The sequence below is a fragment of the Streptomyces sp. NPDC053432 genome (assembly GCF_055585365.1).
In genome coordinates, this window is sequence record NZ_JBVJKF010000001.1 from 26,363 (window position 1) to 44,859 (window position 18,497).

General features: G+C 74.3%; 18 protein-coding genes. 8 read left to right on the forward strand and 10 right to left on the reverse strand.

What is annotated here, in order from left to right:
* The first annotated feature begins 23 nt into the window (after positions 1-23).
* The gene (locus tag ACZ6Y1_RS00135) at positions 24-413 is read left to right on the forward strand and encodes a response regulator (RefSeq protein ID WP_469619920.1); all 390 of its coding nucleotides are present in this window, start codon (positions 24-26) and stop codon (positions 411-413) included.
* 214 nt (positions 414-627) lie between these two features.
* Here ACZ6Y1_RS00135 and ACZ6Y1_RS00140 read toward each other — a convergent pair whose 3' ends face one another.
* From ACZ6Y1_RS00140 to ACZ6Y1_RS00150, 3 genes are all read right to left on the reverse strand, one after another.
* Positions 628-1,038 carry a rodlin gene (locus ACZ6Y1_RS00140; RefSeq protein ID WP_469621680.1) on the reverse strand — a complete coding sequence of 137 codons (411 nt, stop codon included), beginning with the start codon at positions 1,036-1,038 and terminating at the stop codon, positions 628-630.
* A 394-nt stretch (positions 1,039-1,432) separates the two neighbouring features.
* On the reverse strand, positions 1,433-1,981 hold the full coding sequence (locus ACZ6Y1_RS00145; protein WP_469619922.1) for an RICIN domain-containing protein: 549 nt from the start codon (positions 1,979-1,981) through the stop codon (positions 1,433-1,435).
* A 178-nt stretch (positions 1,982-2,159) separates the two neighbouring features.
* Entirely contained in the window at positions 2,160-2,348 is a 189-nt protein-coding gene (locus ACZ6Y1_RS00150) for a hypothetical protein (RefSeq protein WP_469619926.1), read from the reverse strand.
* Between the two features lie 78 nt (positions 2,349-2,426).
* On the opposite strand from ACZ6Y1_RS00150, the gene ACZ6Y1_RS00155 reads away from it, so the two are divergent.
* The gene (locus tag ACZ6Y1_RS00155; protein ID WP_469619928.1) at positions 2,427-2,858 is read left to right on the forward strand and encodes a GNAT family N-acetyltransferase; all 432 of its coding nucleotides are present in this window, start codon (positions 2,427-2,429) and stop codon (positions 2,856-2,858) included.
* A 106-nt stretch (positions 2,859-2,964) separates the two neighbouring features.
* A complete protein-coding gene (locus ACZ6Y1_RS00160; protein ID WP_469619931.1) occupies positions 2,965-3,660 on the forward strand; it encodes a hypothetical protein in 696 nt (231 codons plus the stop codon).
* Between the two features lie 19 nt (positions 3,661-3,679).
* On the opposite strand, the gene ACZ6Y1_RS00165 is transcribed toward ACZ6Y1_RS00160, so the two are convergent.
* On the reverse strand, positions 3,680-4,675 hold the full coding sequence (locus ACZ6Y1_RS00165) for a quinone oxidoreductase family protein (protein WP_469619936.1): 996 nt from the start codon (positions 4,673-4,675) through the stop codon (positions 3,680-3,682).
* 97 nt (positions 4,676-4,772) lie between these two features.
* Between ACZ6Y1_RS00165 and ACZ6Y1_RS00170 the strand changes: the two genes are divergently transcribed.
* Positions 4,773-5,426 carry a CGNR zinc finger domain-containing protein gene (locus tag ACZ6Y1_RS00170; protein ID WP_469619939.1) on the forward strand — a complete coding sequence of 218 codons (654 nt, stop codon included), beginning with the start codon at positions 4,773-4,775 and terminating at the stop codon, positions 5,424-5,426.
* Between the two features lie 1,478 nt (positions 5,427-6,904).
* On the forward strand, positions 6,905-8,851 hold the full coding sequence (locus ACZ6Y1_RS00175) for a D-alanyl-D-alanine carboxypeptidase family protein (RefSeq protein WP_469619943.1): 1,947 nt from the start codon (positions 6,905-6,907) through the stop codon (positions 8,849-8,851).
* A 19-nt stretch (positions 8,852-8,870) separates the two neighbouring features.
* Here ACZ6Y1_RS00175 and ACZ6Y1_RS00180 read toward each other — a convergent pair whose 3' ends face one another.
* From ACZ6Y1_RS00180 to ACZ6Y1_RS00190, 3 genes are all read right to left on the reverse strand, one after another.
* Positions 8,871-10,679, reverse strand: coding sequence for a serine/threonine-protein kinase (locus ACZ6Y1_RS00180; RefSeq protein WP_469619945.1), 1,809 nt, complete (start codon positions 10,677-10,679; stop codon positions 8,871-8,873).
* Between the two features lie 110 nt (positions 10,680-10,789).
* Positions 10,790-11,638 carry a hypothetical protein gene (locus ACZ6Y1_RS00185; RefSeq protein ID WP_469619948.1) on the reverse strand — a complete coding sequence of 283 codons (849 nt, stop codon included), beginning with the start codon at positions 11,636-11,638 and terminating at the stop codon, positions 10,790-10,792.
* A complete protein-coding gene (locus ACZ6Y1_RS00190) occupies positions 11,638-12,915 on the reverse strand; it encodes a VWA domain-containing protein (protein WP_469619951.1) in 1,278 nt (425 codons plus the stop codon). Before ACZ6Y1_RS00190 ends, ACZ6Y1_RS00185 begins: the two co-directional genes overlap by 1 nt.
* 132 nt (positions 12,916-13,047) lie before the next feature.
* On the opposite strand from ACZ6Y1_RS00190, the gene ACZ6Y1_RS00195 reads away from it, so the two are divergent.
* Positions 13,048-13,401 carry a DUF6204 family protein gene (locus ACZ6Y1_RS00195; RefSeq protein WP_469619953.1) on the forward strand — a complete coding sequence of 118 codons (354 nt, stop codon included), beginning with the start codon at positions 13,048-13,050 and terminating at the stop codon, positions 13,399-13,401.
* Between the two features lie 25 nt (positions 13,402-13,426).
* Here the strand turns inward: ACZ6Y1_RS00195 and ACZ6Y1_RS00200 are convergent, their stop codons facing one another.
* The gene (locus tag ACZ6Y1_RS00200; protein WP_469619956.1) at positions 13,427-15,058 is read right to left on the reverse strand and encodes an FAD-dependent monooxygenase; all 1,632 of its coding nucleotides are present in this window, start codon (positions 15,056-15,058) and stop codon (positions 13,427-13,429) included.
* A 105-nt stretch (positions 15,059-15,163) separates the two neighbouring features.
* Positions 15,164-15,574 carry an organic hydroperoxide resistance protein gene (locus ACZ6Y1_RS00205; RefSeq protein ID WP_384578983.1) on the reverse strand — a complete coding sequence of 137 codons (411 nt, stop codon included), beginning with the start codon at positions 15,572-15,574 and terminating at the stop codon, positions 15,164-15,166.
* Positions 15,575-15,700: 126 nt separating this feature from the next.
* Between ACZ6Y1_RS00205 and ACZ6Y1_RS00210 the strand changes: the two genes are divergently transcribed.
* Both ACZ6Y1_RS00210 and ACZ6Y1_RS00215 read left to right on the forward strand, forming a co-directional pair.
* Positions 15,701-16,201 carry a MarR family winged helix-turn-helix transcriptional regulator gene (locus tag ACZ6Y1_RS00210; RefSeq protein WP_469619960.1) on the forward strand — a complete coding sequence of 167 codons (501 nt, stop codon included), beginning with the start codon at positions 15,701-15,703 and terminating at the stop codon, positions 16,199-16,201.
* A 62-nt stretch (positions 16,202-16,263) separates the two neighbouring features.
* On the forward strand, positions 16,264-17,298 hold the full coding sequence (locus ACZ6Y1_RS00215; protein ID WP_469619963.1) for a PHP domain-containing protein: 1,035 nt from the start codon (positions 16,264-16,266) through the stop codon (positions 17,296-17,298).
* Between the two features lie 94 nt (positions 17,299-17,392).
* Here the strand turns inward: ACZ6Y1_RS00215 and ACZ6Y1_RS00220 are convergent, their stop codons facing one another.
* A complete protein-coding gene (locus tag ACZ6Y1_RS00220; RefSeq protein ID WP_469619966.1) occupies positions 17,393-18,388 on the reverse strand; it encodes a hypothetical protein in 996 nt (331 codons plus the stop codon).
* Between the last annotated feature and the right edge of the window lie 109 nt (positions 18,389-18,497).

Below are 18,497 nucleotides of genomic sequence, written 5' to 3' on the forward strand. Positions count from 1 at the left end.
GCCGGCACGAGCAGAGGAACACGATGAGCGGCCATTCCCCGACCAGGATCCTCCTCGTGGCGAGGGAGGGAACCCTGCGCGGCCTGCTGGAGCGCCTCCTCGTGGCCCGGGGCCACACCGTGATCGACGGCGGGAGCGGGACGGACACCCTCGCCCTGCTGGGCAGCGAGGCCCCGGTGGACCTGGTGGTGTGCGAGCGCACGGGGCCGGGTCTGGACGAGGTGGCACTGTTCGAGGAGATCCGCCGCCACCCCGACCACGGCCTCGTACCGATCCTCGCCCTGCCGCCGGCCGACCCCGAGTGCACGGCCCGCGCGCTGGAGGCCGGGGTGGACGACTGCCTCGCCAAACCGTTCCACCCGGCCGAGTTCCTGACCCGCGTCGAGCGCCTGGCCGCCCGTCCGGCGGCCTAGCGGGACGCTCCGTACGCACCGGCGCGGGCACGCGCACACACCACAGAGCCTCCGGCCCGTTCCGCGGGGCCAGGAGGCTCTGTCTCGCACCTGCGGGTCCGTACCCGCCCCGGCGGCCTCACGGCCGACGCGCGCCTGCGGTGTACGGGTGAAGCCGGGGCCCCGTGGGCACTCGCGCAGGCATCGGAGGCCCCGGCTCGTGAAGGGGACTGCGTCAGCTGCCGGCCGAGAGGTTGCCCGAGAGGACCGGGATGTTGTCCAGGATGTGCGAGAGCGGCTCGTCGCCCTTGGCCTGGGTGGAGTTCTCGGTGCACTGCTGGTTCTGCGGGTTGGACAGGACGTTGATGTCCTGGACACCGACGTTGACCGCGGCAAGGATCGACTGCGCGTTGAGCTTGGCGGGCAGGCCGATGCAGGGCTTGTTCAGGGTGCCCTGGACCACGCCGAGCTGCGGGCTCAGGTCGCCGTGCGTCTTCTGGTTGCCGTAGATCTGCTGGGCACCGTTGCCGTTGACGGTGTTGATCCCGTTGTCGTTGCCGATGGCCATGGCCGGGGCTGCAACGGCGGCGCCCGCGCCGAGGATGGACGCGGTGGCGGCGGCGGTGGCCATCATCTTCTTGATCATCATTGGTCCTTCTGTTGCACAAGTGCATGGGGGTGAGCACCTTGATCAACGGACGCGATCACTCCAGGTTTCTCAGCTTCACCCGATCAGCGGCGCAGAACCTCCGGGCCGGGTCCTGGACGAGCACGTCGGCGTCTGTCGCAGCCGGACTGGCCGGGCAGGCAGAAGAACTCCGCGGCCAGGTGGTTTCGGGCGAGGCCGCAGCCGCGAAGTCTTCGGCCATAGGGGGTGTTGCGGAAGTCCTGTGCGGCGCCCGCGGTGTCCGGTGCGTGCTCTCGGCGTGCCGGGCGAAGGTCCTCGTACTGGGCGTACTCGGGGCTTCGGCCGGTGCGGCGAGAGTGCGTGCCGGGCGCCGTGGGCGCCGTGCGGGACTTTCGCAACACCCCCTAGTCGTCTAGGTGGCGGTGAAGAACCGCCACTGCTGGCTGTTGTCGTCGAGGTTCCGGCAGGTCCACTGGTGGATCTGCGCCCCGTCGTTCAGCCAGGGCCCCTCCACGTCCGCGCACTTCCCGCTGTACGGGCTGACCAGCTTGAAGTATTCGGTGGTCGTGTACCGCAGCTCCCACTTCTGGCTGCCGTAGCCCGAGCAGGTCCACTGGTGGAGGTGCGCCCCGTCGGCGAACGAGGGGCCCTGGATGTCCAGGCACTTGCCGCTGTTCTGGTTGACGACGTTCCAGTACCCGTCGGCCGTGCGGCGGAACGTCCACTTCTGGTTCGCGTCGTCGTCCAGGCGGCAGCTCCACTGGTGGACGCTGGCGCCGTCGTCCTTGGACCACGCCTCCACATCGGCGCACTTCGACGAGTTCCTGTTCACGAGCTTGGTCGGGCCGGCCGGCGGCAGGGCCGCGGCCTGCGCCCCGTGGGCCGGAACGGAGGTCGGGAGCAGGGGAAGGACGGCCGCGGCGAGCGCGGCCAGGATGCGGTTCTTACGATTCATGGTCATGGCACGGGTTTGTAGCGATCCGGTCCGTCCCGCGGAAGAGGACCGGCTTCGCGGTCACCCGATCGGGCGGTCCGGTTCACCGCAGAAACGGCACGTCGGCGCCGGTGCCCCTGCATGCCCTCAAAGCTGCTTGATCGGAGACGGTTCCGCGGGAAGGCCTGCGGTCGGACTTATTCGTCTAGGCCGCCGGCACGACCGAGGCGCGGATCGCCTCCGCCCACTCCTGCAGCAGCGAGGCGTGCCGGACGCGCTCCGCGTCGGTCAGGCGGCCGTCGGCGCGGGCGAAGAGGCCCCTGATGTCGGCGTTGATCTCGGAGAGGGGGCGCTCGGGGGCCGGGCGGGCGTCGCTTTCGGGGGTCGGGCTCACGTGATCAAGAGTAGGGGGAGGGTCCGACAACGATGGACGACGTCCGGCATGCGGACATGCTCCTACTAGTCTGAATTCATGAAGATCATCGACTTCGAGCCCGGGGATCCGCGACTGACCGGGGACCTCCTGCCCGTGCTCCTCGAACTGCGCCCGCACCTCACCGAAGAGCTCTTCCTCGGGATCCTCGCGGAGGGCGGGCCCCAGGGGCTGCGGTTCACCGCCGCGTACGACGGGGACGGCAGGTGCGTGGGCGCGGCCGGCTGGCGCGTCGTCGCCACCACCTGCCTGGTCCGCAAGCTCTACGTCGACGACCTGGTCACGGCCTCCACCGCCCGTTCGGGCGGCGTGGGTCATGCGCTGCTCGCGCACCTCGAGGAGCACGCGCGCGCCGCCGGGTGCGCCGCGCTCACGCTCGACTCGGGAACCCAGCGCGCCGACGCGCACCGCTTCTACTTCCGCGAGCGGATGTCCGTGACCGCGTTCAGCTTCGAGAAGCCGCTCGCCTGAGGTGCGGCCGTGACCGAAACGTCGTCCGTCCGAGTCCCTCCCGGGCTCATCGGGGCGGGTCGCGGTTGTTAGGTTCCTGGGAAACGACCTCGGGGAGACCGATCTCATGCCCGTTTCCGGGGGAACCAGCCGGTCCCTCACCGCCTCGGCCCTGGCCGCCGTCCTGCTGGCTGGTGCCGCCGGGTGCGCGGACGAGGGCGGCGAGCCGTCGGCGAGCGCGGCGGCCTCGGTGCCGTCGGCCGCCTCCGCGCCGGTCTCTCCTTCGGTGACGCCCGCGCCTTCGGCCGCGGCCACGGCTTCCGGGGGGCCGTCCGTCGCCGCTTCGCCCTCCGCCTCCCTGTCCCGTACGCCGGCCCCGACGCGGCCGTCGGGCTCCGTCGAGACCCGGGGCGGCGCGCTGTCGCTCGTACGCGGCGGCGCCGGCCAGGAGTTCACCGTCACCCTGCGGAACGGGAACTCCGCCGGGTACCGGCACGTGCTGGTCGCCTTCCAGATGGAGTTCCTCGTCGGCGGGCCCGGGGACGGGCCGGGCAGCGGACCGGGCTTCCTGCTGGAGCGCTTCGACGCGGCCACGGGCGCCTGGCGTCCCGCCGACCTGCGCATCGCCAACGACGTCAAGCCGCCCTCGCTGTTCACGGGCGGTGCGCCGCTCGCCCGCGAGGCCGTCCGCGTCGAGCGTTACCGGATGCGCGCGACCACCGGCGGGCCCACGGGCAGCAGTCCGGTGATCGTGTCGTTCATCGACACGGACGCCGGCCGGGAGGTCGCGGCCCACCTCGTCCTCGGGCACACCACGCGCTGAGACCGGGCCGGGGCGGCCGTCAGCCGGACACCGAGAGCACGATCTTCCCCCGGTTCCCGCGCTGTTCGAGGCGCTCGTGGGCCTCGGCCGCGCGCTCCAGCGGGAACCGCGCCTCGACGGGGACCCGGTAGGTGCCCGCCGCGACCCGGGCGGCGATCTCGCTCAGGTCCGCGCGGGGGTCGTAGCCGTGCTCCAGCAGATTGGTGAGCTGGAAGCCGTGGACGGAGGCGTTCTTCGGGTAGAAGTCGCGGGTGTCGACGGTGCTCGGCTCCAGGGCGACGTTGGCCAGGGCCACCACCCGTCCCGCGTACGCCGTCATCCGCAGGCTCTGCCCGAACACCCGCCCGCCGACGGTGTCGAGGACCACGTCCGCGCCGCGGCCGTCCGTCAGCCGCAGTACCTCCTCGGCCGGATCCCCACCGGCGAGTGACGACAGGTCGACGGCCTCGTGGGCGCCGAGCCCGGTCGCCCAGGCCGCCTTCGCCGCCGAGCCGGCGACGGCGACGACCCGCGCCCCGGCGTCGGCCGCGATCTGCACCGCCGCGCTGCCGACGCCACTGGCCGCCGCGTGCACCACCACCGTCTCGCCCGCGGCGACGCGGGCCAGCCGGCGCAGGGTGTACCAGGCCGTGAGCCAGGCCACCGGGAGGGCGGCCGCCTCGGCCGCGCCGACTTCCCCGGGCAGCGCGACCAGGCGCCCGACGGGCACGGCCGCGCGTTCCGCGTAGAAGCCGGGGGCGCCCGCGGCACCCAGGGCCATGACCCGGTCGCCCACGCCGATGCCGGTCACGCCCGGCCCGGTCGCCTCGACGGTGCCGGACGCCTCGAGGCCGGGGAGGATCGGCGGGCGGCCCGCCCGGTGGTAGCTGCCGGCGCGGGTGAGGGCATCGGCCCGGTTCACCCCGGCAGCATGGACCCGGACGAGCACCTCGCCCGGTCCCGGTACGGGGTCGGGCAGCTCCACCGGGACCAACACCTCAGGGCCGCCGAACTCTTCGATCCGCACTGCTCGCATGCTGTGCCCTCTCTCATCCTGACACCGGTTGAACCGGTTGAAGTGGTGTCACCTTGCGACACCGCACGAACAGGTGTCAAGGGAGTAGAGTCGGCCCATGACCCTCACCCCGGCCGACCCGCTGCTCGCGTTCCCGTTCACCGGGGGGCGCCCGTGCCTCGATTTCGTCGCCACGCTCGGCAAGCGGTACACCGCCCCCTTCGAGCGGCTCACCGACCCAGGCGCGCTGGGCCGGTGGATCGATGAGGCGGGACTGCGGGTGGAGCGGCCCGGCGGGGAAGGCGTACGGGTGACGGCGGCGGAGCTCGGCGCGGCGCGGGAGTTGCGGGAATCGGTCCACCGGGTGCTGCGTGCCGCGATGGGCGGGGGCGAGCGGGTGGTGGCGGGGCCGGACGCGGGGGATCTCGTACGGATCAACGAGGCGGCGGCCCGGCCGGACCTCGCGCCGCAGCTCGCGTTCGCGGGGGGTGGCGGCGGTGGCTGGGCCGTACGGAACCACGCGGGCGGGGCCTCGGCCCGGCACGACGTGCGGGCGGCGATGGCCACGGTGGCGCGGGACGCGGTGCTGCTGGTCGGCGGTCCGCTGGTGGCGCGGGTGAAGGAGTGCGAGAACCCGGAGTGTTCGCTGCTGTTCCTCGACGACTCGCAGGCGCGGCGGCGGCGTTGGTGCTCGATGGAGCGCTGCGGCAACCTGGCGAAGGTCGCGGGCTACCGGGCCCGTTCGCGGGCGGCCGGGGCGCCGCGCCGCTGAATATGACCGAACGGTCACAGGATCGGACGCGGGGAACGGGTGGGCGGCCGCGCACATCTAGGCAGGCGGCGAGGGCCCGCGGGGGCCTCGCCGCACGGTATCGGCAAGGACCGGCCGGCCGCCGGGCACCGCGTGTGCGTCGCGGTGGGGACCGGGGCGAGCGGCAAAGCGGGGCTGGGATGAAGGCAGTGACGGCGGCGGACGGTTCCCCGGACGGCGAGGAGAGGGAACGGACCACCGTTCTGCGGATACCCGGGGCGGCCCCGGCGGAGGCCGGGCGTGTGCCCTCCAGGGGGCGGGGGGCGTACACGGATTCCGCGCGGACCCGCGAGTTCGGGGCACCTGAAGAGCCGGAGCCGGAGCCGACGGGGGCGCCGGGGGCGCCGGCCGCGGCCGGTTCGGCGGACGCCGGAGCAACTGCGGGGCGGCGGCCGGGCGGGGGTGCCGCCACCGAGCCGGTTGCGGAGCCCGGGGCGGCGTCCCCGCAGGACCCGGCCCCCTCCGAGGCCCCGTCGAACACGGGCGCGGATGCGGGCGCGGGCGCGGATGCGGGCGCGGGCGCGGATGCGGGCGCGGGCGCGGATGCGGGCGCGGGCGCGGATGCGGGCGCGGGCGCAGGCGCGGTCCCGGACGCAGAGGCAGGCGGGGACGTGGAGGCCACACCGAACCCGGACGCAGACCTGGACGCCGATGCCGACACGGGCGTGAACCCGGGCCCCGACGCAGACCCGGACGCCGACGGGGGCGTGAACTCGGGCCCGGACGCGGACCGGGACGCGGACGCGGAGCCTAAGACGGACGCGGACGCGAAGGGTGGTTACCCCGCGAGCCGCCAATCCGAAGGACTCACCGAGGCGGCAGCCGGCGTGGAGGCAGTTCGCCGTTCTGACTCCGCCGACGGGGCCGCCTCGGGCTCCGCCACGAGCCTTCAGGGACCCGGCGACCGAGGGCCGGGTGCCGGACCCGCGACCGACGCAGAAGGCCACGCGGCCGCGGGAACGGGCGCCCAGGCACATCGCGACGCGGGGGCCACGACCGGTATCGGGGCGGCGCCCCTGCCGGGCGCCGAGGCGGCAGCCGGCGCACAGGACCGGACGGCCGCAGCGGCGGCAGCCCGGGAACGCCCCGACGCCGGGGCCACGACCGACGCGGACGCGGGCCCCCGGGCAGGACGGGGCTCCGGGCCTGCGACCGGCGCGGGGGGTGGGCTCGGCGCTTCAGCGCGCGGCGACGCGCATGCGGACCTCCGGCCGGACCCGGAAGACCCGGCGGTAGCCGACCCAGGGGGCCAGGTGGCCGCGGAGGCAGGCCCCCAGGCACACCGCGACGCCGCAGCAGGCGCCGGGACAGCCGTGGGGGCGCAGGGGCGCCCGGACGGCGCGGCGACGCCGGGGAACGCCGGTGCGGGTACAGAGCGACGCCCGAACGGCGCGGCGAAGCCGGGAGGCGGGGAAGCCCCGGTACCGCCGCTCGCGGCCGTGGGGCCGGAAGGGCGCCCGGACGACGCGGCAACACCGGCGGAGGCCGAGCAGGGTACGGCGGCGGGGCCGCACAAGCGCCCCGACCACGCGGCGACGGCGGCGGAGGCCGGGGCGGGTACGGCGGCGGGGCCGCACAAGCGTCCCGACGACGCGGCGACGGCGGCGGTCGCCGGGGCGGGTACGGCGGCGGGGCCGCACAAGCGTCCCGACGACGAGGCGACGGCGGCGGTCGCCGGGGCGGGTACGGCGGCGGGGCCGCACAAGCGTCCCGACGACGAGGCAACACCGGCGGAGGCCGGGCCGGGTACGGCGGCGGGGCCGTACGAGCGTCCCGACGGCGCGGTCACGGCGGTTGACGCCGGGGGACGTACGGGGGCCGGGGCGGAAGGGCGTCCGGACGGCGCGGCGAAGCCGGGGCGCGGGAAGGCTCCCATGCCGCCGCTCGCGGCCCTGGAGTCGCAAAAGCGCCCCGAGGGCGCGGCGGAGCCCGGAGGCGCCGGGGCAGGGGCGCAGGGGCGTCCGGATGGGGCGGTGGCGTCGGGAGGTGGCGCGGCCACCGTGCCGTCGGCCGTGGGGGCGCAGGGGCGTCCGGGGGCGGTGGGGGTGTCGGCGGGACCCGAAGTCGCCGTGCCGCCGCTTGAGTTGCCGGCCTCGCTCACCAACACCGCTCCGGCTCCCAAGACGCCCCGCCGGACCGTCGTGCGGCGGGTCAAGGTGTGGACGCCGTTGCTCCTGCTGGCCGGTGGTGTGTTCGTCGGTGCGCAGTTGCTGCGGCCGCTCCCCGCGCCGGTGTTCGCCGGCGCCGAGCCCGTCCACGCCCTGGACGGGCAGTTCACCGTGCCCTGGCCCGCCAAGGGGCAGGGGGCCGTCCGCGTGTCCGGATCCGGGGACGTCGGCACCTTCGGGGAGCAGAAGCCCGTCCCGACGGCCAGCGTCGCCAAGGTGATGACGGCCTACGTGATCCTCAAGGGCCACCCGCTCCGCAACAAGAACGACGCCGGCCCCGACGTCGAGGTCGACGCGAAGGCCGTCGCGGAAGGCAACTCCGAGAGCGAGTCGCGCATCGAGGGGCTCACCGCCGGAACGAAGTTCAGTGAGCAGGACATGCTCAAGATGCTGATGATCCCGTCCGCCAACAACGTGGCCCGGCTGCTCGCGCGGTGGGACACCGGCAGCGGCGACGAAGCGGCGTTCGTGGCGAAGATGAACGCCGCCGCCAGGGAACTCGGGATGAAGGACACCACGTACACGGACCCCAGCGGCCTGGACGCGGGTACCGTCAGCACCGCCGTCGACCAGCTCAAGCTCGCCGAGGCCGTCATGAAGGACGAGGCCTTCCGCGCGGTCGTCGCCATGCCCAACGCCACCATCAAGGGCCTGCCGAAGCCGATCTACAACAACAACAGCCTGCTCACGGCGTCGGGCCTCAGCATTCGGGGCATCAAGACAGGTTCGAGCACGCCGGCCGGCGGAACGCTGATGTGGGCGGCCTACAAGTCGGTCGGCGACGAGACACCGCTGGTGCTCGGCACGATGATGGACCAGCGCGTGGACGGACCGGACCCGGACGCCCGCAACAGCCTGGTCCTGGTGATGGAGAACAGCCGGAAGGTGATCGAGGCGGTGCGGGGTGCACTGGCCTCGGCGCCGGTCGTCCGCAAGGGCCAGCAGGTGGGTTACGTGGACGACGGGCTCGGCGGCCGCACCCCGCTCGTGGCGACGAAGGACCTGAACGTGATCGGTGTTCCGGGGCAGCGGCTGCGGCTCTCGCTCGGAGCCGCAGCCGGTGCCGGGACCAAGGGCGTGCCCCGTACCGCCAAGGGCGGTACGGAGGTCGGCGTGCTCACGGTCGGCGACGGGGACGCGGCCAGGAGCGTCCCGGTGGCGGTCCGCGGGGACCTGGCCGAGCCCTCGTTCAGGGCCCGGCTCACCCGTCTGGGATAGGAGGGCGGGCGCGCGGCCCTCAGTCCTTGCGGGCCGCGCCGCGCCAGACCGTCACGTCCAGGGTCGCGTAGGTGCTCGGGTCGCCCTTCGCCGAGCTGCCCTTGTAGATGACCAGCGCGATGCTTCCCTGCTCGGTCTTGACGCACATCGCGCCTCCCTTGGAGAGCGCCTCGACGGGGATCCTGGTGGTGTACCGGGTCTCCTGGCGGCACGCCTGGAGCGAGCCCTCGGCTCCGCTGTCGAGGCGTGCGAGCTTGGATCCGTAGGTGCCGAAACTGCACTCCCCGCTGGAGCAGTAGTAGTAGAGGTCGTCCTCCTGGCCGTCGCGGGGCTCGAGCGTGTCGTCCGCGAACTTCAGGTGGTAGTTGGAGGTGAGCCTGAAGTCCTTGGTGACGACGGGCTCGGGGTCGGGGCGCGGCTGTCCCTTGGGCGTCGCCGTGGACCCGCCCGCGCCGCCGGAGGAGTAGGAGGTGCTCTTGCCGAGGGAGTTGATGAAGGCGCCGCAGCCGGCCAGGAAGAGGAGCAGGCCGCCGAAGACGGAGACGAGGATGATCGCGGTCCGGTTGCGCCGCTTCGGCGGGTGCGGCGTTCCCACCTGGATGAGCGGCATGGGGACGGGCATCGGCACGGGCGTGGGATGGGGGCCGTACGCGGCGCGTGGCGGCCCGAACGCCGCGGGCGGGCCGTAGCCCTGGGGGTGGGGCGGCGTTCCCGGCCGGGAGGGGTGTGCCGCGGGGTGGGTGGCGCCCGAGGGGTGACCGGCCGGTGCGGCGGGTGCGGCGGGTGCGGTGGCCGGGGCGGCCGGGGTCGCGTGGGCCGTGGGGGCCGTGTGGGGCGTCGGGGGTGCCGTGGGGGGTGCCGTCGGGGCCGGGGGGACCGCTGCCGGGGCCGTCGGGACCGCGGTCGTCGGGACCGGGGCCGGGACCTCCTGGCGGTTGGAGATGCCCGCCGCGACCCCGCCCGGCAGCCAGTCCTCGGGCCGGCGCAGCTGGGTCTGGTCGGAGGCGGCCCGGCACAGGTCGAGGATCTCGGTGAGCGAGGCCCGCCCCTCCGGGTCCTTCACCAGGCAGCGCGTGATCAGGGGACGGAGTTCGGCGGGGATCCCGGAGAGGTCCGGTTCCTCGTGCACGATCCGGTACAGCACTCCGTGCGAGGGTCCTTCTCCGTACGCGGGCGCGCCCAGCGCCGCGTACGCGGCAACCTGGCCGAGGGCGAAGATGTCGGTGGCCCCGCTGATCTCGCGCCCGGCGGCCTGCTCGGGGGCCATGAAGGCGGGGGTGCCGACGGCGACGCCGCTGGCGGTGAGCGAGGTGGCGTCGGCGGCCCGGGCGATGCCGAAGTCGATGACCCGGGGGCCGTCGGCGGCGAGGAGTACGTTGGAGGGCTTGAGGTCGCGGTGGACGATGCCCGCTCCGTGGATGACCTGGAGGGCCTCGGCGATCCCGGCGACGAGCATCAGGATGGTCCGGGCCGGGAGCGGTCCGTGCTCGGCCACGGCCGCGGAGAGGGTGGGCCCGGGTACGTAGGCGGTGGCGAGCCAGGGGTTGGGCCCGTCGGTGTCGCTGTCCATGACCGGTGCGGTGTAGAGGCCCTGGACGCGCTGGGCGGACTGCACCTCCTGGCGGAAGCGGCGCCGGAACTCGGGGTCCTCGGCGAACTCGGGGCGGATCACCTTGATGGCGACCGGCCGGCCTCCCGGCGTGTGCGACAGGTACACCTTGCCCATGCCGCCCGAGCCGAGCCGGGCGGCGATCCGGTAGCCCGCGACCATCGGCGGATCGTCGCCCTCCAACGGCTGGAAGACTCCGGCCGCCACTTCCCCGTTCATCAATTCCCCTTGTCGTGCGTGATGTTGCGCCCACCCTAGTGCTCCGGCCGGGCGTTCGAATGCGGCCGGGGCCGTACGGGAGCCCCGTACGGCCCCGGCGATCTGCCCGGTCAGGCCCGTGGCGGGACCCCGGGCGGGCGGCCCGAGCCGCGCGTCAGGGAGTACCCGTACAGGCCCGCGAGGGCCGCGAGGACTCCGCCGGCGGCGGTCCAGAGCCAGCGGTCCGACCACCAGCCACCGGACCAGCCGGCCTCCGGCGCGCGCCGGGGGCCGGTGACGGTGGCGGGGACCAGCGGCGTGGAGAGGGATCCGTCCACCGCGTGGGCGCCGCCCGTCTCCTTCACCTCGGCCTCGACCGAGGCCCGTACGGGCAGGCCCTTGTCCTCGTCGGGCACGTCGAGGGCGGTCAGCCGTACGTAGTAGCTGCCCGGCAGCGGGTCGTTGGCCCACTGCTCGGCGGACGCGCGGACGGTGCGCAGGGTGCAGGACAGTGCGACCGTGGGCGCTTCCTTGGCGGCGGCGCGGGTCTGGTTGCCGTAGGTGCACGCCTGCCGGCGGCGCAGGCCGTCGTACACGTCGAGCTGCCAGGTGGCGGCGCCGTGCCGGCTCGCCGGGGCGGGCAGGGTGACGGTGGCCTTCACCGTGGCGCGCTGCTGGGCGTCGACGGGGACGACCCAGTAGAGGTAGTCACCGGTCGAGGCCCCGGCCGTGGCCGTCTCGCCGGGGCGGAAGGCGGTGGCTGTGCGGAAGCTGGTGCCCGCCTCGGTCGGACCGGTCCCGCTCTTGCCGATGTCCTTGCCCCGGCCCGCCTCGTCGCGGGTCGCCGTGGCCGAAGCCGTGGCCGAAGCGGAGGGCGAGGCGGAGGCCGACGAGCCGTCGGCCCCGGCCGTGCAGCCCGCGATCGCGAGGGTGGCGGCGCCGGCCAGCAGGGCGGCGGTCAGTGTGCGTACGGTACGCATCAGTTGGTCCTCCAGACGGAGATGCGCCAGCGCGAGACCCAGCCCCACACCAGTCCGGCCAGCAGCCCGACGATCGTGAGGGCGGCCAGCAGCCACCAGCCTCGTCCGAGGCCGAAGGCGGCGGCGTCGGAGGCCTCGTCGGGTCCGTCCACGAGCTCGACGGTGAGCTCGACGGGCATGCCGGGCGAGGTCTTGACGGAGGCGGGCGCGGAGAAGGAGTTGCTGACCTGGATGCAGACGGTCTCGGCAGCCGGCTCGGTGTCCGAGTCGGCCCCGTCGATCACGGCCTTGGGGTAGCGCAGCCCGGTGGAGATCACGTCGGTGCGGCCGTCACCGGCTTCGGAGCCGCGGACGATCTCGCGGCCGTGGACGGTCGTGGCGCGCAACAGGACTCCGTAGTCCCGGTTGACGGCGCGGTCGGAGGCGATGCTGACGGCGGTGCGCAGCTCCTGGCCGGGCAGGACCTCGACGCGGTACCAGCGGTGCTCGCCGAAGGTCTCGCGGTCGCTGTAGAGGCCGGGCTTCAGCAGCGGGGCGCCCTCGCACTGCTTCGCGCCCTCGGTCGCGACGGGGTTGACGACGGGATCGGCCGCGCGGTCGACGAGCTGGCGGACCCTGCCGGAGAGTTCGGCCTTGTGCTGCACCGAGGTGTAGGTGCCGCCGGTGGCCTCGGCGATGCAGGTGAGCTGGGCGCGGGTCTTGGCGTCCGGTACCAGGCCGAGGGTGTCGATGGTCAGGTGGATGCCCTTGGCGGCGATGTCGCGGGCCACTTCGCAGGGGTCGAGCGGGGCGCAGGTGTCCTCGCCGTCGGTGATGAGGACGATCCGCTTGGTGGCGTCGCCGCCGTCCAGGTCCTGGGCCGCGGCCAGCAGGGCCGGGCCGATCGGGGTCCAGCCGGTGGGGGCCAGGGTCGCCACGGCGGTCTTCGCCTCGGTCCGGTTGAGCGGGCCGACCGGGTAGAGCTGCTTGGTGTCCTTGCAGCCGAGGGCCTTGTCCTCGCCGGGGTAGGTGGCGCCCAGGGTGCGTATGCCGAGCCGTACTTCGTCGGGCACGGCGTCGATGACCTCGTTGAAGGCCTGCTTCGCCGCGGCCATCCGGGACTGGCCGTCGATGTCGGTCGCCCGCATGGAACCGCTGACGTCGAGGACGAGATCGACCTTGGGAGGTTCCTTCGCCGTCGTTCCGTCGGCGGCGCCGGCGCTGGCCGGGAAGAGCCCGACGGCGAGGGCGGCGAGCAGTCCGCACGCCCCGGCCGCAAGCCGTTTTCTTGTGATCATCGCCGGATCGTATTGAGGATCCCGCGTCAATCCAAAAACGTGATCCCCGGACCGGCTTTCGGGGGTGGCCGACCGCTGTGCGGACGGAAAAATGCCGGTGCGTGGGCGCAATGCCCGATCTAGGCTGCCGGGATGAGTTCCCGTACCTTCCGTATCACCGTCCGCGGTTCCTTCGACGACCTCACCGACGAGCAGCGGGCGCGGCTGCTCGCGGCCGCGGCCGAGCACGACGTGCTGCGCGCGTCCTTCACCTCCGAGGGGAGCCTCACGTACGACCTCGCGGCCCGGCCCTTCTTCACGTTCCGCTTCCTGGACTCGGGCGAGGCCGAGGAGGACATCCTCGACGCGACGGCCCGTGCGGAGCTGGCGGCGGAGAGCTGGCTGACGGAGCGGGGGTACGGCTTCAAGCAGCTCAGGTCGACGGCCGAGGACCTCTCCCAGGCGCCGCTGGGCAAGCGCCGGCGCCGGGAGCAGGCGAAGGGGTAAGGACGGCCGTGACCGGTCGGCGCGCTCAGCCGGTGGCGGCGAAGGTGCGGGCCAGGTGGGTGCGCAGCGCCTCCGGTGTCGGTGGCGTGAGCCGGGCGCCGAGGTAGCCGTCCGGGCGGATCACGAAGGCCGTCGGGTCGTCCGTCTCGTAGAGGCGGGCGAACTGGCCCGCGGTGTCCGTGTAGACGGGCAGTCCGTCCGCCGCGGTGTGCGGGCTGCCCGCGGTGAGCAGGACGATGGTCTCCATCCGGCCGCCGGAGGCCTCGCGGGCGGTGCGGGCGAGTGCGCCGGGGTCCTGCGTGGCGCCGTACAGCAGCATGACGTGGTCGCGGTCGCGCAGCAGGTCGTAGAGGCGCAGCGGGTAGGCGGCGATCTCGCCGCTGAGGCCGACGCAGTCGGGAGCCCGGTCGCCCGGGCGGGGCCCCCGGCCCTCCCCCGGCGGGTCGTTGTCGGGGCTGCCCCGGTAGCCGACGAGGAGTTGGGCCTCGCGCAGCATCAGCGTCGCCGGGTCCTCCGGGTCCGCCTGGACACCGTGGGCGGCGTGCCGCACGGTGCGGCCCACGACTTCCTCGCCGACGGGCCGGCGTTCGGCGTCGTATCCGGCGAGCAGGTCGGGGCGGGCGCGGCCGTCGACGGCGAGGGCGAGTCTCCAGGCCAGGTTCCAGGCGTCCTGGATCCCGGTGTTCATGCCCTGGGCGCCGGTGGGCGGGTGGATGTGCGCGGCGTCGCCGGCGATGAGGACCCGGCCCCGCCCGTAGCTGTCGACGATCCGGTGGCTGATACGGAACACGGAGGTCCAGCGGACGGCGGAGGCGGTGGTCGGCTGCGGCGACAGCCGGTCCAGGACGGCCTGGATGTCGGGCAGTCCGGGGGCCCGGCCGGCGGTCTGCAGGCCGTGCGCGACGGAGTCCGAGGCCTCTCCCACCTGCCGGGCGGTGGAGAGCTCGGGCGGAACCATCATCGACACGCGGTAGCGGCCGGCGCCGGGCAGCGGGATGCACACCAGTACGTCGTCCACGGCGCCGGAGGCGTCGTGGTGCATGGAGCGCACGGTGTAACCGCGCGGGAGGTCCCAGTCGAGCTCCACGTCGCCCAGCATGAACTCGTCGGGGAAGGCGCCGCCCCGGAAGGTGAGGCCGAGTCCTTTGCGGACGGTGCTGTGGGCACCGTCGCAGCCCACGAGGAACCGGGTCCGCACCTCCTCCTCCGCTCCGGAAGGGGTACGGACCCGGCTGGTCACTCCGTCGGAGTCCTGGGTGAACGACACCAGTTCGGCGCCGCGTTCGATCCCGGTGCCGAAGCGGGCCAGGAACTCGGTCAGGACGCGTTCGGTCTCGTACTGCGGCAGGGCCGCGAATCCGTACGGGACTTCGGGCGGCAGGGCCAGCTCCATGCGGGGCCGCTCGACGCCGTTGACGTACACGAGCTGCCCGTGCAGCGGGACGGCCGCCTCCAGGGCGGTGCGCACCAGCCCCATGCGGTCCCAGAGTTCGAGGGTGCGGGGCTGGATGCCGACGGCCTTCGCGTACGGCAGGCGTTCGGGCAGCCGGTCGAGGATCCGGCAGGCGACTCCGCGTCTGCGCAGCTCCACGGCGGCCGTCAGCCCGACCGGGCCCGCGCCGACGACCAGTACGTCGGTTGCGTAGGTGTGCGCCATGAGCGCCTCCCGGCGTGCGGCCCCCGCTGGAGTCGGTGCCCCTCCATGGTGGCCGCCCGCCGGGTGTCCGGCATCTTCGCCGGCCCGCCCCGGCGTGGATCGGACCTACTCGATGACGAGGTCCACCTCGATGTTGCCGCGCGTGGCACGGGAGTACGGGCAGACCTCGTGCGCCTGCTTGACGAGCAGGGTGCCCGTCTCGCCCGCCAGGGACTCGGGGAGCTCGACGCGCAGGACGACGCCGAGACCGAAGCCCGCGCCGTCCTTGCCGATGGAGACCTCGGCGGTGACGGAGACCTCGCTGGTGTCGGCCTTGGCCTGGCGGCCGACGAGGCCGAGGGCGCTGGCGAAGCAGGCGGCGTAGCCGGCGGCGAAGAGCTGCTCGGGGTTGGTGCCCTGTCCGTTGCCGCCGAGCGCCGGGGGCATGGCGAGGGCGAGGTCGAGCTGCCCGTCGGAGCTGACGGTGCGGCCCTCGCGGCCGTTGGCGGTGGCTACAGCGGTGTACAGCGCGTCCATCGGAGTTCCTCTCACAGAAGTCGACCGTTGCGGCGGCCGGTGCTCGGCGCCGCTCCATGAGTAGAGCACACAATTCAGTTGTGCACAATTAAATGCCTCGCAAGGCCACCCGGGTACACTGGCCGTATGACCGAGCAGCCGACCGGCCTCCACCCCGACCAGGACTTCCTTCGTCTGGACGGACAGATCTGCTTCGCGCTGAACGCCGCGAGCCGCGCCTTCGGCGGCCTCTACCGCGTCGTCCTCAAGGACCTCGGGCTCACCTACCCCCAGTACCTGGTGATGCTGGTGCTGTGGGAGCACGGCGAAATGCCCGTCAAGCAGATTGGACAGCACCTGCGTCTCGACTCGGGAACGCTGTCCCCGCTGCTCAAGCGGCTGGAGGCGGCCGGTCTGGTGCGCCGCGAGCGCAGCGCCGAGGACGAGCGGTCCGTGCACGCGCACCTCACCGAGGAGGGTGCCGCGCTGCGCGCGCGGGCCGTGGAGGTGCCGCGCCGCATCGCGGTCGCCACGGGCTTCGAACTCGGCGAGATCCTCGACCTGCAGACCCGACTGAACCGCCTCACCGCCGCTCTCGACGCCGCCGTACCGCATGAGGAGGCGCGGGCCGGGGCCGGGGAGGCGTAGCGCGCGACGCGCGCGAGCACGCGCCCCGCCGGACACTGGGTCCGGGAGTCAGGAGGTGCGCGATGGACCCGGTTGCCGCGCTGGACCGGATCGCCTTCCTGCTGGAGCGCGCGCAGGCCCCGACCTACCGGGTACGGGCCTTCCGTACGGCCGCCGCCGCGCTCGGGCGGATGGACGGCCGGGAGGTGGCCGACCGGGCCGCGGCGGGCTCCCTGGAGCAGGTCAAGGGCATCGGCCCCAAGACGGCCCAGGTCGTGCGCGAGGCACTCGCCGGGGAGGTGCCCGCGTATCTGCGGAACCTGGAGGACGAGGCGGCCGCGCTCCCGCAGGCACCCCCGTCCACGCCCGCCGGCACCGCCCTGCGCGCGGCGCTGCGCGGCGACTGCCACATGCACTCGGACTGGTCGGACGGCGGGAGCCCGATCGAGGCGATGGGGCGGGCCGCCGCCGCGCTCGGTCACGAGTGGGCGGTCCTCACCGACCACTCGCCGCGGCTGACGATCGCCCGTGGACTCTCCCCCGAGCGACTGCGGGACCAGCTGGAGGCGGTGGCCGCGCTCAACGCGACGTGGGCCCCGTTCCGGCTGCTCACGGGCATCGAGTGCGACATCCTCGACGACGGTTCGCTGGACCAGGAGCCGGAGCTGCTGGAGCGGCTGGACCTGGTGGTCGGCTCGGTGCACTCCAAGCTGCGCATGGACGCGCCCGCCATGACCCGCCGGCTGCTGGCGGCGGTGCGCAATCCGCTGATGGACGTCCTGGGCCACTGCACGGGGCGGCTGGTGACGGGGCGGACCCGGCCCGAGTCGCGGTTCGACGCCGAGGCCGTCTTCGCGGCCTGCGCGGAGGCCGGCACCGCCGTGGAGATCAACAGCCGCCCGGACCGGCTGGACCCGCCGAGACGGCTGCTGCGACTCGCCGTGGCGGCCGGGACCTTCTTCGCCGTGGACACGGACGCGCACGCCCCGGGCCAGCTCGACTGGCAGCCGCTGGGCTGTGAACGGGCCGCCGAGTGCGGGGTCCCCACCGGACGGGTGGTCAACACCTGGCCGGCGGAGCAGCTGCTGGAGTGGACCCGCACCCGCCGGGCGCCCTGATCCGGCCCGGCTCGGGCGGCGCACGGGCACCTCGTGAAGCGACACCCCGCGCCTCGGGGCGCCGGGTGCCGCTTCGTACCGGGTCGGCCGCGGATCAGGCCGAGCTCTCCTGCCGGTTGCGCAGCGCCAGGCCCGCGAGGACGGCGCCGACCGCCGCGCACAGGACCACCGCGACGCCCGCCCAGGCCACGGCGCCGCCCACTGCTCCGGCCAGCGGGTCGAAGCCCGCCACGCCGCCCGCCACGTGCAGGGCGACGACGCCGAGGGCGGCCACCGCCGCGGCCCGCCACACCGCGGCGGTGTCCCGGAGCGCCAGCAGCGCGCCGAGCCCCAGGCAGACCACGGTGACGAGCAGCGGCAGGTACCGCTCGGGCGGCGCGTACTGCAGTGCCGTCAGGTCCGCGGGGAGGTGGAGCGCCCCGCTGACCAGCAGGGCGATCGCCACGGGCCAGCGCAGTACGTGCCGCAGCACCTGCCCGCCGCCGGCCGACCCCGGGGCGGGCGCCGGAGCCGGGGCCGGGATCGCCGCCACGGGGATGCGCCGCGGCCGCTCCTGGTACGGGGCGTCGTAGAGCTCCGGGTGGCCGGGGTCCTGCGGCTCCTCCGCGAACGCCGGGACCGGCTCCTCGCGGACCGGGGCGGCCGCTTCGGGTTCGGGGGGCACCGGGGCGCGCCGCGGATCCGCGGCCCGGTGCTCCTCGTCACCGAGGATGGTCGCCAGCAGGGCGACGTCCTCGATCGGGCGCCCCACCGCGGCGGCGCGCAGGGTGATGTCGGCCTCGACGGTCTCGTGCGGCGGCTCGCCGAGGAGGGCGACCATCCGCTGGACGTCGTGCACGGGCCGGGTCACGGCGGCCGTGCGCAGCGCCTCGTGTCCGGCGTCGGGAAGGCTGCCGTCCTCCTTGAGGAGGCTCACCAGAGCGGTGACCTCTTCGAGCGGACGACAGGTGACCGCCGTCTCCAGCAGCGTTCGTATCGGCCGGACGTCCGGCGCCTCCGGCACGTCCGGCACTTCGGGAGGCAATGGGGTGTCGGGGGCCCCGGGGCGGTCGTCATGGTCCGTCGCCGCGAGGGTGATGGGGTCAGTCATGGGAAGCTCCGTTCGCCGACGCGCGGGTCTACGCATTGCGCGGCGGTCATCGTGCGTCATGGGAAGCGCACGCTTTGTTACATTTACGGACGAATCCGCCCGCTGCGCC